At 32.6% G+C, this 15,027-nt stretch carries 10 protein-coding genes; 3 read left to right on the top strand and 7 right to left on the bottom strand.

Features of this window, described 5'->3' with window-relative positions; genetic code table 11:
* Positions 1-51 precede the first annotated feature (51 nt).
* Entirely contained in the window at positions 52-1,209 is a 1,158-nt protein-coding gene (locus ACKGJY_RS01775; RefSeq protein WP_413972125.1) for a THUMP domain-containing class I SAM-dependent RNA methyltransferase, read from the top strand.
* Between the two features lie 81 nt (positions 1,210-1,290).
* On the opposite strand, the gene ACKGJY_RS01770 is transcribed toward ACKGJY_RS01775, so the two are convergent.
* The 4 genes from ACKGJY_RS01770 to ACKGJY_RS01755 all read right to left on the bottom strand — a co-directional run bounded on the left by ACKGJY_RS01770 (position 1,291) and on the right by ACKGJY_RS01755 (position 5,317).
* Positions 1,291-2,040: a DUF6048 family protein gene (locus ACKGJY_RS01770; RefSeq protein WP_413972124.1), complete on the bottom strand. Its 750-nt coding sequence runs from the start codon at positions 2,038-2,040 to the stop codon at positions 1,291-1,293.
* On the bottom strand, positions 2,006-2,563 hold the full coding sequence (locus tag ACKGJY_RS01765) for a DUF6452 family protein (protein WP_413972123.1): 558 nt from the start codon (positions 2,561-2,563) through the stop codon (positions 2,006-2,008). Before ACKGJY_RS01765 ends, ACKGJY_RS01770 begins: the two co-directional genes overlap by 35 nt.
* 12 nt (positions 2,564-2,575) lie before the next feature.
* Complete coding sequence (gene rlmD / locus ACKGJY_RS01760; protein WP_413972122.1) at positions 2,576-3,991, bottom strand: 23S rRNA (uracil(1939)-C(5))-methyltransferase RlmD; 1,416 nt, start codon at positions 3,989-3,991, stop codon at positions 2,576-2,578.
* Between the two features lie 156 nt (positions 3,992-4,147).
* On the bottom strand, positions 4,148-5,317 hold the full coding sequence (locus ACKGJY_RS01755) for a mechanosensitive ion channel (RefSeq protein WP_413972121.1): 1,170 nt from the start codon (positions 5,315-5,317) through the stop codon (positions 4,148-4,150).
* A 269-nt stretch (positions 5,318-5,586) separates the two neighbouring features.
* Here ACKGJY_RS01755 and rocD point away from each other — a divergent pair, with 269 nt between their 5' ends.
* Positions 5,587-6,867 carry an ornithine--oxo-acid transaminase gene (rocD, locus tag ACKGJY_RS01750; protein ID WP_413972120.1) on the top strand — a complete coding sequence of 427 codons (1,281 nt, stop codon included), beginning with the start codon at positions 5,587-5,589 and terminating at the stop codon, positions 6,865-6,867.
* Positions 6,868-6,934: 67 nt separating this feature from the next.
* Here the strand turns inward: rocD and ACKGJY_RS01745 are convergent, their stop codons facing one another.
* Positions 6,935-8,182 carry a tetratricopeptide repeat protein gene (locus ACKGJY_RS01745; protein ID WP_413972119.1) on the bottom strand — a complete coding sequence of 416 codons (1,248 nt, stop codon included), beginning with the start codon at positions 8,180-8,182 and terminating at the stop codon, positions 6,935-6,937.
* A 17-nt stretch (positions 8,183-8,199) separates the two neighbouring features.
* Positions 8,200-10,740 carry a DNA gyrase subunit A gene (gene gyrA / locus ACKGJY_RS01740; RefSeq protein ID WP_413972118.1) on the bottom strand — a complete coding sequence of 847 codons (2,541 nt, stop codon included), beginning with the start codon at positions 10,738-10,740 and terminating at the stop codon, positions 8,200-8,202.
* 261 nt (positions 10,741-11,001) lie between these two features.
* Between gyrA and ACKGJY_RS01735 the strand changes: the two genes are divergently transcribed.
* Positions 11,002-13,554: an ATP-dependent Clp protease ATP-binding subunit gene (locus ACKGJY_RS01735; RefSeq protein ID WP_413972117.1), complete on the top strand. Its 2,553-nt coding sequence runs from the start codon at positions 11,002-11,004 to the stop codon at positions 13,552-13,554.
* 61 nt (positions 13,555-13,615) lie between these two features.
* On the opposite strand, the gene ACKGJY_RS01730 is transcribed toward ACKGJY_RS01735, so the two are convergent.
* Entirely contained in the window at positions 13,616-14,995 is a 1,380-nt protein-coding gene (locus tag ACKGJY_RS01730) for an MFS transporter (protein ID WP_413972116.1), read from the bottom strand.
* Positions 14,996-15,027: the final 32 nt, after the last annotated feature.

Genomic DNA, 15,027 nt, shown 5'->3' with positions numbered 1-15,027 from the left:
CTCTTAAAAAGGAATATAAAAAGAACATTTATAAAGATTTGGACGAAGATTATGGCCGAAAATTTCAATATGGTAGCCAAAACCCTTTATGGTTTTGAAGAATTGTTAGAAAATGAATTAATACAACTAGGTGCATTACACGTTAAAAAAGGCGTACGTGTTGTAGAGTTTGTAGGAGATCAAGGCTTTATGTATAAAGCCAATTTAGCACTGCGTACCGCTATAAAAATTTTAAAACCTATACAAACGTTTCGTGTAAAGGATGAAAAAGATTTGTATAACAAAATAAACAATATGCCATGGGAAGACTACCTAAAGCCCTCAGGCTCATTAGCGGTTGATGCTACCATACATTCCGATTTATTTACCCACTCGCTTTTTATCGCACAAAAAACAAAAGATGCCATTGTAGATCGTTTTCGAGATAAAACAGGTCAAAGGCCTAATGTAGATTTAAAATTTCCTGATTTAAAAATTAATGTACGTATAGATAGAACAGCATGTACCGTATCTTTAGATTCCTCAGGAGAATCGCTACATAAACGTGGCTACAAAATGGCTACTAACATTGCACCAATAAACGAGGTTTTGGCTGCTGGCCTAATTATGCTATCGGGTTGGGATGGTCAGTCAGATTTTATGGATCCCATGTGTGGCTCGGGCACTATCCCTATTGAAGCTGCAATGATAGCCTGTAATATACCACCAAACCTAATGCGTAAAGAATTTGCTTTTGAGCGTTGGCAAGATTGGGATGTAGAGCTTTTTGAAAAAATTGAAGAATCGCTTCTTAAAAAAACACGCGATTTCCACCATCAAATTATAGCATACGATAAAGCACCTAGTGCTGTTAGAAAAGCACAACAAAATGTTGAGAATGCGCAATTAGATGATTTTATTACTGTAAAACACGAAGATTTTTTTAAAACTCAAAAAGGCGGACAACAAAAATTACACATGGTATTTAATCCGCCCTACGGTGAGCGTTTAGATATTGACATGGAAAAATTTTATGCAGATATTGGTGATACTCTAAAACAAAATTATCCAGGTACCGATGCTTGGTTTATTACCTCAAACCTAGATGCATTAAAACATGTAGGCCTGCGCCCCTCAAGAAAAATACACCTATTTAATGCTAAACTGGAGTCGCGCTTAGTAAAATATGTTATGTACGAAGGCAGTAAGAAGGGTAAGTATATGAAGTAACAAATACTTAAACATACAGGTGTTAATATAGTTTAGAATAATAGTATCATTGTAACTATTAATAACTTAAAAATATAAAAACTACTGCACAGGCGCAATAACCTTTTCCTTTTTATAAAGCGGTATTCTATAAGATAGTGTATACCCATAACCTACACCAATACTGGTACTATCATAGGTTTTATTAAATCCTGGTATATATATGTTTTTAAAATTATCAGGCTTAGTTTCAGTAGCCAACACCTTAAGCTGTAGATTTAATCCAAAATAAAGATTTGTAAATAATTCTGCTTTTAATCCCATAATCATTTCTACCCAAATAGCTGTTAAGCCATCTATTTCTAGACCATCGGCAACTGTATTTTGTGGTGCCCAATATTGATCTGTGGCATATATTTGATATTCATTGATGGTATGGTTAAACGAGCTAAACCCTATACGGGAGCCAAAAAACACCATATTATCCATGTCTAACCAATTTTGATATAAATTGTAATCTATACCTGCTTTTATATAGCTGCCTTGGGTTGTAGTATTTAAAAAATCAGTAGTTATAATGCGTTCTTCATTACCTAATTCGCCTGCAACGTATAGTTTTTTGGTAATACGATAATCTGCTACTAATTCTAAACCAGTATAACCATCATCTAAAAACGAGCGTATGAGTTTCCCTGTATCAACACCAACACGTAATCCATATTTTATTTTTACGACTGTAGAATCCTTCCGAGTTTTAGGTGTACTTTTATTTTGTGCTTGTACAGTACCTGAACACACTAAAATAAGCAGCACTATACTAGTGCAATAATATAAAATGTGCTTCTGCTTCATTTTCTATAATTTGGTTATCATTTTCAGTTTGTATAGATCGTATCCATTCATCATCATCTAAATCTTCTGCATCAATGGTAATTTGTACATTATTAAAAACTGTTTTAAAACCACAGGCTCTGGATACAAATACATCATCTCTAATATATGTTATAGTAATAATATCTTCATTCCCCTCTGTAAAATCATCACTAGTGTCATCTGGGGTTCCATTATTATTTATTGAGAAATCTCTATGTAATTTGTACTTTGTCTCGTCTGCATCCGTTCTAAGTGGTAGTATCAAAGTACTTGCACTAATTACGTTAAAATCTTCTAAAACGCCTATACCTTCACCATCATTCCCAATACCTTCAATACGTAATCCAAAAATATTTTTACTATCATCAGGTATAGATACATCAAAAGCCTCTATAACCAATCTTGCTGTAGTTTGTGTAGAGGCGGGACACAAATCGTCGCGTTCGCAACTGTAGTTGCCTACCAATACAAGCATTAAAATAAGTGTACCTACTTTTTTCATTACATCAACTAATTATCTTTTTTCTAATAAAACAACATTCTCTACATGAAACGTTTGTGGAAACATATCTACTGGTTGTACTTTTGTAACGCTATACATATCATCTAATAAGGCTAAATCTCGTGCTTGTGTGGCACTATTACAACTTACATATACTATTTTTTTCGCTGCTATATTAAGCAATTGTGCTACAACATCTTTATGCATGCCATCTCTTGGCGGATCGGTAATTACAACATCAGGTTGCCCATGTTGTAAGATAAAATCATCATTAAATACCTGTTTCATATCTCCAACAAAGAATTCAACGTTATTAATGTTATTTAATTGTGCATTTTCTTTAGCTGCAGTAATAGCGTCTGGTACAGATTCTACACCTATAACTTTTTTAGCCTGTTTTGCAACAAATTGTGCTATTGTTCCTGTTCCTGTATATAAATCATAAACCAACTCATCACCTTTTAAACCAGCAAAATCTCTGGTTATCTTATACAACTCATATGCTTGCTCAGAATTTGTTTGATAAAAGGATTTTGCATTAATTTTGAATTTTAAACCTTCCATATCTTCAAAAATATGATCTTGCCCTTTATACAAAATCACTTTTTGATCATAAATAGTATCATTTCCTTTTCCGTTAATTACATATTGTAAAGATGTGATTTCGGGAAATTTTTCAGTAATAAAATCTAAAAGTAATTCTCGTTTTTTAGTGTCTTCTTTAAAAAACTGAACAAGCACCATAACATCCCCAGTACTAGATGTACGAATCATCATAGTTCTTAGAAGACCTGTTTGATTTCTGGTGTTAAAAAACTCTAAACCATTTTCTACAGCAAATTGTTTTACAGCATTTCTAATAGCATTTGATGGCTCTCTTTGTAAATGACATTTATCGATATCTAAAATCTTATCCCACATTCCTGGAATATGAAATCCAAGTGCATTTCTATCACCTAAATCATCATCAGATTTTATTTCATCTTGCGTTAACCAACGGCTATCGCTAAACGAAAATTCCATTTTATTCCTATAAAAATATTGATTTTTAGCGCCTAAAATTGGAGTAACTTCGGGTAAATCAATATGCCCTATTCTAGTTAGGTTATTCACAACTTCTTTCTGCTTGTAAAATAATTGATGCTCATACCCCATATCTTGCCACTTGCAACCGCCACAAGTTCCAAAATAATCGCACTGGGGATTTACTCGTTTATCAGAGCGTTTATGAAATTTTATAGCGTTACCTTCGTAATATGCTTTTCGCTTCTTAAAGGTTTGCACATCTACAACATCACCGGGTACAGCATTAGGTAAAAACACTATTTTACCATCGGGTGCTTTAGCAACGGTTTTGCCCTTAGCACCTGCATCTATAACTTCTAAGTGTTCAAATATTTTTCTTTTTGAATTTCTTCTTCTCGACATACTGCAAAAATAAGAATAGCGGTAAATAAATAAGTTTTAATTCAAATTATATTTATTAAAATTTTTGACGTAAGATATAAGCTAATCCCTATAACATAAAAACAAAAAAACTGCTTGAGTGATCAAGCAGTTTTTCTTAATATATTTATTTCTAAATTACTTTTTATTAAACTTATCTAGAATTTTTTCCATTTGTTTTCCTGCAGCTTCTCTACCTCCCAATCCGAAAGATAAAATAATGGTTAACGCTACAGTTCCTAAAGAAATACCAAAGGCTAAGTTAATAATATCATCTGCTATACCCATAGTTCTTAAGCCTATAGCTAAGAAAATAGCAATTATAGCAATTCTAATTATTGAGGCGATAAATACATTAGATTCCTTTTTCGCAAAACTATTTGCTGCTATTGTAGATATCCAATTACCAATCATTAATATTACTAAACCGAATAGTATTTTTCCAGAATAGCTAGTTACAGTATATAGAATTTCTGAAAGAAGTGAAAACTCTAATTTTTCTATTGCAGTTGTTAAACCAAATAAAATAATGAAAAAGTAAATTAAATTACCAATAATGGATACTAAGTTTGAATTTCCAGTAATAGCGGTAAGTCCAATTTTATTAAACACACTATTTAAGTTCATGCTATACATTAAATCTTTTGCTAATCCACTTAAAAAACGACCACCAACAGCAAATAATACTAATATTAGTGCAGCTACAATTACTCTAGGTATTGCTGCAAAAAAGTCTTTTAACATATCAGTAGCAGGAACAGAAATCGCATCCATATTTAATATATTAAAAGCAGAAATTAATAGAGGTATAAAAATAAAAATAAAAACTATTTTTTTAATAATTTTTATTAAATCGAGATTTTCTGGTAACTTTAGTTTTGGTACAAGTTTTTGGATTGAATCTCCAGAAAGCTCTACCAACTCTGATACAATTGTAGCAAGCATATACCCAATATAACACACTAAACCAGCACCAATAATATTTGGTAAAAATCCAGTAAAGCTGTTAAGCATATTCTTTAAAGGGTCTAAAACATCACTCATGCCAAGTTTTTCTAAGGCTAGCATGAAAACAAAAATCATAATTAAAAAGTAAACAAGTTTACTAATAAACTTTGGTAAATTTATTTTAGGATTGTTGAGTTTTTTGTCTACACCAGTTTTTCTGATGAGTCGCGCAATCATTCGTTTTACAAAACCAGCTATAAACCAGCCAATGATTAAAATTAATAAAGCAGCAATTGCACTTGAAAGTTTACCACCTATAGATGGTATTAAATTGTCTAATAGTTTCGATAAATAGTCCATTATTATATTTTTTATGGTTAACTAATATGAATTAGACACAGTATGAGTATGAAAAGACACATTTTTGATTTATTTTTTTGTTTTTAAATTATTAATTTGCAGATTATTCAGGGATGATTTCTCTCCCACGCTGCTTTTTCGGACGCTACGGAAAAATAAAGGTACAGAAGGAATGGTTATTTTGCTCGTTAATCGAGGTTAATCATTTAAATCATTGTTCTTTATGAGCATGCATTAGATGGATTAAAAATATTTTAATTTTTTTTGAAATGGCTATTTTAAACCAATTAACATCAGAAGCTGCAATAGCTTTGGAAAACAAGTACGGTGCCCACAATTACCACCCCTTACCCGTAGTGTTAAGCCGCGGTGAAGGCGTTTATGTTTGGGATGCTGAAGGGAAACGGTATTATGATTTTCTATCTGCATATTCTGCGGTAAACCAAGGGCATTGTCACCCCAAAATTATAAATGCTATGGTGAAGCAAGCTAAAACATTAACATTGACTTCCAGAGCGTTTTACAACGATATGCTAGGTAAGTATGAAAAATATGCAACCGAACTCTTTGGATTTGATAAGCTTTTACCAATGAATACTGGTGCTGAAGCTGTAGAAACAGCTTTAAAATTAGCACGTAAATGGGCTTATGAAATTAAAGGTGTTAATGAAAATGAGGCTGAAATTATAGTTTGTGAAAATAATTTTCACGGACGAACAACTACTATTATATCTTTTTCTAACGATCCTGTAGCTCGTGAAAATTTTGGTCCTTATACAAAAGGATTTGTTAAGATTGAATATGATAATTTACAAGCATTGGAAGATGTTTTAAAAAGCAATCCAAACGTTGCTGGTTTTTTGGTTGAACCCATTCAAGGTGAAGCGGGCGTTTATGTACCAAGTGAAGGGTATTTAATTGCTGCCAAGGCTTTATGTAATGCCTATAATGTTTTATTTATCGCAGATGAAGTACAAACAGGCATTGCCCGAACAGGACGTTTACTAGCTACCTGCGGAAATTGTTCTTGTAATAACAAAAATTGTAGTAAAACCCCCGATGTAAAACCAGATATATTAATTTTAGGTAAAGCCTTAAGTGGTGGTGTTTACCCTGTAAGTGCTGTACTAGCTAATGATGATATAATGCATGTTATAAAACCAGGGAATCATGGTAGTACGTTTGGTGGTAATCCTATAGCAGCTGCTGTTGCCATAGCTGCTCTAGAAGTTGTGAAAGAAGAAAATTTAGCTAATAACGCGTTTGAATTAGGTGAATTATTTAGGGCAGAGTTACACGAATATGCAAAAACAAGCACTATTGTAAATGTAGTTAGAGGCAAAGGTTTACTAAATGCTATTGTAATTAATGATGATGAAAACAGTAATACAGCTTGGGAAGTATGTTTAGCATTGCGGGACAATGGGTTATTGGCAAAACCAACACATGGTAACATTATTCGTTTTGCGCCTCCTTTGGTAATGACAAAAATTCAGTTGTTGGATTGTGTATCAATTATTATAAAGACCTTAAAAGCTTTTGAAAATTAATTTTTTAAACAAAAAAAACCAGAACTACATGTTCTGGTTTTTTTTGTTTTTATAAGAAATACTAATACTATCCCCCAATTTCTGCAACTTTAGCTTTCATAGCTTTAAATTTATCAGTTTCTCCAAGAACACTGTAAATATTCATCAAAGTTTTTGCAGCATTTATACTTTGCGGATTTATTTCTAATGCTTTAGTTAAAAAAGGTACTGCTTCTTTATATATATTTTGACGTTGTTCGCGTAGTACGTCATAACGTCTATTATCAGCAGCAGAGCTTCCTAAACTATTCATTTCATCAATAATAGGCTCTTCTTTTCCTAAAACTAAAGCAGCACTATTTATGTAAGCGTTAATATAATTAGGATTTAGTTCTAAAGCTTTTTTATAATAGCTCATGGCTTCGTTGGTATTGCCTGATTCAGCTGAAATTACACCTAAATTATATTGTAATTCAACATTTTCTGGATCTTTTTTTGTTGCTAATTCCAACAATTCTTTAAATTTATCTTTATCTCCTAATTTATAATAAATATTAGCTTCAGATAAAATCAATGATACATCATCAGGATCTTCAGCTCTAGCATCTTTTATGGCATCAATAGCTTTGTCGTTATTTCCTTGCGAAATATAAATTAATGCTACATTTTTTATAATCTCCCCTTTTTTAGATTCGGTTTTCTCGTTGGTAGGGTTATTATGAGTTTTTGCACCAACAGAAGCTTTTCGTAAAACTTCATTTGGAAACTCTTCCTTTTGATTAGTTTTTACATTTACGGCATATAGTTTCTCTTCTATACCACTGTAATTTAAGTCTTTCAATTTCTCATACAATACAATAGCCTTGTCATAATCTGGAGCACTTACTGCAGAAGCAGCTGCGTAGTATAAATAAACAGTATCTTGTTTTCTTAAATTATATAGTTTTTCAAAATACTCAGAAGCAGCACCAAATTTTTTGGCTTCATAGGCTTTATTACCTTTATCCAAAATTTTATTAACCATATCATTTTTAATCTGGCCAACCTCTACTTTGTATCCGCTTTTGGCTTTATTTAAAAATTCAATTGCAGTATCAATATCTGCATTACTCCCAGCACCGTTAGCATATAGAGCAACGCCTTTTAAGTAATTATATTTACTTAATAATTTTTCATCTAATGAACCTAACATAGGTTCAACAATAGCCAGTGCAGTTTTAGCTTCAGCAAAATTATTGCTTTTAATAGCTTTTTCGACAGCTTTAAGCTCTTTCTTTTGAGCAAAAGAAAATGCACTTATAGAAATTGCTAAAGCTATAATTAATTGTTTTTTCATTGTTAATTTAATTAGTGTTATTCATTATTGTTGTTATCTATTTCTTTATTATCAACAGTTGTGCCATCATTTACAGCGTTGCTGTTTTCAATACCTTCTACATCTTCCACATTATCCTCATCATGCATCACTTTTGCTACTGCTGCAATAGAATCTTTACCTTTAAGATTAATAAGTTTTACTCCTTGTGTGGCGCGTCCCATTACTCGTAAATCTTTAACTGCCATTCTAATAGCTATTCCAGATTTATTAATAATCATAAGGTCATCACCATCAGTTACGTTTTTGATAGAAACTAAATTACCTGTTTTATCGGTAATAGAAATAGTTTTTACACCTTTCCCTCCTCTATTGGTAATTCTGTAATCATCCAAACTAGAACGTTTACCATAACCATTTTCTGAAACAACTAGAATATTACTTTCCATGTCATCTACAGCTATCATACCAATAACTTCATCTGTTTTCTCATTAGTAAGTCTAATACCGCGAACTCCAGAAGCATTTCTACCCATAGGACGTGTTTTTGCTTCTTCAAAACGTATAGCTTTACCAGATTTAAGCGCCAACATTACTTGACTTTCACCTGTAGTTAATTTAGCTTCTAGCAATTCATCATCTTCTTTAATAGTAATAGCGTTAATACCATTAGTTCGAGGACGAGAGTACTGCTCTAGGGATGTTTTTTTAACTTGCCCTTTTTTAGTAGCCATAATTACATAGTGGCTATTAATATAGTCTTCATCTTTTAAATCTTGAGTACAAATAAAGGCCATTACCTTATCGTCTTGTTCAATATTTATAAGATTTTGTATAGCTCTACCTTTGGATGTTTTTGCACCTTCAGGAATTTCATATACACGCATCCAGAAACACTTTCCTTTTTGGGTAAAAAACAACATGTATTGATGATTAGTTCCAACAAACAAATGTTCTAAGAAATCTTCATTTCGCGTTGTGGATGCTTTTTGACCAACACCACCTCTATTTTGAGTTTTGTATTCTGTAAGTAATGTACGTTTAATGTATCCTGCGTGAGATATAGTTATAACTACCTTTTTATTAGGTATCATATCTTCAATGCTTAGGTCTCCACCTGCATATTCTATAACAGAACGACGTTCGTCACCATATTTGTCACGAATTACTGCTAATTCATCTTTTATGATATTCATTCTACGCTCCTTATTATCAAGTATATCTTTTAAATCAGCGATAGTTTTTATAATCTCGTCATATTCAGTGCGTAATTTATCTTGCTCTAACCCTGTTAATTGACGCAAGCGCATTTCTACAATAGCTCTTGCTTGAATTTCAGAAAGTTTAAAACGTTCAATTAAATTATTTCGCGCTTCATCTGCATTTGAAGATGCACGTATAATTTTAATCACTTCATCTATATTATCAGATGCAATTATTAAACCTTCTAAAATATGAGCACGTTCCTCAGCTTTCCTCAATTCATAGGTAGTACGTCTTACAACAACTTCATGCCTATGCTCAACAAAATAATGTATTAATTCTTTTAAGTTTAAAAGTTGTGGTCTTCCGTTAACTAACGCAATGTTATTTACACTAAATGAGGACTGTAGCTGTGTGTACTTATATAATTTGTTTAATACTATATTTGGAATAGCATCGCGTTTTAAAACATAAACAATACGCATTCCATTTCTATCAGATTCATCTCTAATTGTAGAAATACCTTCTAGTTTTTTGTCATTAACCAAATCAGCAGTTTTCTTAATCATATCTGCTTTATTAACTTGATAAGGTATCTCGTCTACAATAATACACTCGCGCCCATTAACCTCTTCAATGTTAGCTTTTGCACGCATTACAATTCTACCTCTACCTGTAAGAAAGGCGTCTTTAACACCATCGTACCCATAAATGATACCACCAGTAGGAAAATCAGGTGCTTTTACATGCGTCATCAACTCTTCAATCTCAATATCAGAATTTTCTATATACGCAATGGTGCCGTTTACTACCTCAGTTAAATTGTGTGGCGGCATATTTGTTGCCATACCTACAGCAATACCAGAGGCGCCGTTTACTAACAAACCAGGTATTCTAGTTGGTAATACTGTTGGCTCTTTTAAGGTATCATCAAAATTCAATTTATGATCTACAGTCTCTTTATCGATATCTGCTAACATTTCTTCAGATATCTTTTGCATCCTAGCTTCTGTATAACGCATTGCTGCAGGACTATCACCATCTACAGAACCAAAGTTACCTTGACCATCTACTAACATATAACGTAAACTCCACTCTTGAGCCATACGCACCATAGCATCATAAACTGATGTGTCACCATGAGGGTGATATTTACCTAAAACCTCACCTACTATTCTTGCAGATTTTTTATGAGCTGAATTTGCTCTAACACCTAGTTCGTGCATACCATAAAGCACACGCCTGTGTACTGGTTTTAATCCATCTCGCACATCTGGTAATGCACGTGACACAATGACCGACATTGAATAATCAATGTACGCAGATTTCATCTCATCCTCAATATTAATAGGTATCAGTTTTTCTCCTTCTGCCATATATAATTTAATTTAGTTTTATGATTTTTTCAAAACATGCTAATATACTAATTTCATCAGTGAGAATAGGCGCGTTATCATTCCATTTCACTACTTTTTATTAACAATTTTAGACCTATTATTCGTTAATAACTATAAACACGTATTTTTTGATTTTTTGATTAATTTTTCGTCAATTAGCACGACTACTATATTTTCGGGTACGATTTTTGCCTTTAGTTAAAGTATTTTAGTATTTTTAAAGCAGAAAGGAATTTAGATATGGATGATAATTTTTCCCCAAGGGTAAAAGATGTAATTGCGTACAGCAAAGAAGAAGCGCTTCGCTTAGGTCACGATTTTATTGGTACAGAGCATTTAATGCTGGGACTGTTACGTGATGGTAATGGCAAAGCTATAGATATTTTAAACGCTTTAAATGTAGATTTAAATCATTTAAGACGTAAAGTGGAGATTTTAAGTCCCGCAAACCCAAATATAAATATTGCTTCTAATCAAAAGAAAAACTTACACTTAACGCGACAAGCAGAACGTGCTTTGAAAACAACGTTTTTAGAAGCTAAATTGTTTCAAAGTACATCTATAAATACGGCACATTTGCTTTTGTGTATTCTTAGAAACGAAAATGACCCCACCACCAAGCTTTTAAATAAGCTAAAAGTAGACTACGATAATGTTAAAGAACAATTTAAACAGATGATTACAAACGATAATGATGATTACATAGAACCAAAAGCAGAATCATTTCAGGATGATGATTCTAATTTAGGTGAAGACGCTCAAAAAGATAATATTTTTAATTCTCCTTCAGGAAAGTCTAATAAGAAGTCTAAAACCCCTGTTTTAGATAATTTTGGACGTGATTTAACGGCTTTTGCCGAAGAAGGAAAGCTAGACCCTGTTGTTGGTAGAGAAGCTGAAATACAACGTGTTTCACAAATTTTAAGTAGAAGAAAGAAAAATAATCCGCTTTTAATTGGAGAACCTGGTGTTGGTAAATCTGCCATTGCAGAAGGTTTAGCACTAAGAATAGTAAAACGAAAAGTTTCCCGTATTCTCTTTAATAAGAGAGTTGTTACTTTAGATTTAGCAAGCTTAGTGGCTGGTACTAAATATCGCGGACAGTTTGAAGAGCGCATGAAAGCCGTAATGAATGAGCTTGAAAAGAATGATGATGTTATTCTTTTTATAGATGAAATTCATACCATAGTTGGTGCTGGTGGCGCTACAGGAAGTCTAGATGCTTCTAATATGTTTAAACCAGCCTTGGCAAGAGGTGAAATTCAATGTATTGGTGCAACAACACTTGATGAATACAGACAATATATTGAGAAAGATGGTGCGCTAGAAAGGCGTTTTCAAAAAGTTATAGTACAACCAACAACTGTTGAGGAAACTATCGAAATATTAAATAATATTAAAGGTAAGTATGAAGAACATCATAATGTAGACTTTACAGATGAGGCTATTGTAGCATGTGTTAAGTTAACCAATAGATATATGACGGATAGGTTTCTTCCAGACAAAGCAATTGATGCTCTTGATGAAGCAGGCTCTCGCGTACATATTACTAATATTGATGTGCCACAGCAAATATTAGAACTAGAAAAACAATTAGAACAAGTTAGAGAAACTAAAAACTCTGTTGTTAAAAAGCAAAAATATGAGGAAGCTGCTAAATTACGAGATGATGAAAAACGCTTAGAGAAAGATTTAGCCATTGCGCAAGAAAAATGGGAAGAAGAGACAAAACTTAATCGCGAAGTTGTAACAGAAGAAAATGTGGCAGATGTGGTTTCTATGATGACAGGTATTCCTGTAAATAGAATTGCACAAACCGAGATTAATAAACTGGCAGAATTACCAGAATTAATTAAGGGAAAAGTTATTGGACAAGACCAAGCTGTTGCTAAAGTTGTTAAAGCTATTCAGCGTAATCGTGCTGGATTAAAAGATCCTAACAAGCCTATTGGTTCATTTATTTTCTTAGGGCAAACTGGTGTTGGTAAAACCCAATTAGCTAAAGTGTTATCACGCCAATTATTTGATAGCGAAGATTCTTTAATTAGAATTGATATGAGTGAATACATGGAAAAGTTTGCTATATCTCGCTTAGTTGGAGCGCCTCCAGGATATGTTGGCTATGAAGAAGGTGGTCAATTAACCGAAAAAGTACGTCGTAAGCCGTATGCTGTTATTCTTTTAGATGAAATTGAAAAAGCTCATCCAGATGTATTCAACATGCTACTTCAAGTTTTAGATGATGGACATTTAACAGATAGTTTAGGTAGGAAAATTGATTTTAGAAATACTATAATCATAATGACGTCTAATATTGGTGCTAGAAAGTTGAAAGATTTTGGTACAGGTATTGGCTTTGGTACAGCATCACAAAAAGCCCAAGAAGATGCAAATGCGGTTAAGGTGATTGAAAATGCACTTAAAAAATCATTTGCTCCAGAATTTTTAAATAGAATTGATGATGTAGTGGTGTTTAATGCGCTTGAAAAAGAGGATATTAATTTAATTATCGATATTGAGTTAGAAAAACTACTTGCTAGAATTAAGAGTCTTGGTTACGAATTAGATTTAACCGATACTGCTAAAGGTTATATTGCAGATAAAGGTTTTGATAAGCAATATGGAGCAAGACCACTAAAACGCGCTATTCAAAAATATATTGAAGATGCTTTAGCAGAAGAAATTGTTGCCTCAAACTTACAAGACGGCGATAAAATAATTATCGATTTAGATGAGAAAACAGATGAGTTAAGTATTGCTATTGAAAAGGCTGAAAAGCCTACGGAGTCTTAAAGTGGTACTTTTTAATTTATTTTAAGTCCTTTCAATAATTATTATTGAAAGGACTTTTTTTTTATGATTGATTTTCTGGAACTCTAAACAATAAAATAATTCCAATCAAAAAGAAAACAAATAAAAATAATATAGCATCTCTCATAGATCTACTTTGATCGACTATTGCAAAAATGGACATACCAATAACAATACCTATTTTTTCTGCAACATCATAAAAACTAAAATAAGATGTAGTGTCCTCAGTTTCTGGTAAAAACTTAGAATATGTAGATCTGCCAAGAGATTGCACACCACCCATAACAAAACCAACTAAGGTTGCTGCAATGTAAAACTGTACAGGTGTTTTCATAAAGTAAGCGTAAAAACATAGTCCCATCCATATAAAGTTAATTATAATTAAGGCTTTAATATTCCCATATTTCTCAGACATTTTTGAGGTAAGAAATGCTCCTAAAACTGCTACTAATTGAATTATTAATATACTTCCTATTAAGCCTGTGGTTTTCTGGTCATCACTAGTCCAAAGTATCTCTTTTTCCCCAAAATACACAGCCATAAGCATTATCGTTTGCACCGCCATACTAAACACAAAAAAGGCAGTTAAATACCGTTTTAGTCTTAAATTACTTTTTAAATCATTCCAAACAGAGCGTAACTCTCTAAAACCATTAAAAACAATAGCTTTGGTTACTTTTTTACCTTTAGAAGTACCTTTTGGTAAATGATAAAATGTATATTGACTAAAAAGTGCCCACCACAAACCAACTGTTATAAAAGAGATCTTCATAGCTTTAAATGATGCTAAATTTTTTGCTTGCTCTGTGGCTACAGCAATTTCTGCTTCAGTACCGTCAAGGCTAATCTCTTCTAAAATACTAATATCAAAACCAAAAAAACTAGGAAACATAACCATTGCTAAATTTAAAACTAGTAAAAGAACACTGCCAATGTAACCCCAAGAGAAGCCTTTGGCACTTATGTTATCTTGTTGTTCTGGATAAGCAATATCTGGCAGGTACGAATTGTAAAATACTAAACTACCCCAATAGCCTAATAAGCCCATAAAATAGAATAATATTCCAATGTGAATAAATTCAATACTAAAAAAATATAAACCAATACAGCCAATAGAACCTAAGTAACAAAAAAACTTCATAAAACTTTTTTTGTTACCAACGTAATCGGCAATCCCTGAAAGTATAGGTGATAATATTGCCACTATTAGAAATGTAAATGCGGTAACTATAGAAATTAAAACCGTTTGTTTCATTTCAAAACCAAAAGCAGCTACCAATTGCTCTTTCGTATCAAATAGATTAGCGTAAAACAATGGGAAAATTGAAGATGCAATGGTTAGCGCATAAACAGAATTTGCCCAATCATAAAAAGCCCAGGCGTTTAAGAGTTTTTTACTCCCCTTTTGTAATTGTTTCTTCATAAAAAAAGCTGCTCTTTTGTGGAGCAGCTTCT

The sequence above is a fragment of the Hyunsoonleella sp. 2307UL5-6 genome (genome assembly GCF_047345485.1).
Taxonomy (GTDB): Bacteria; Bacteroidota; Bacteroidia; order Flavobacteriales; family Flavobacteriaceae; genus Jejuia.
This window is presented reverse-complemented; position numbering and strand designations above follow the sequence as displayed.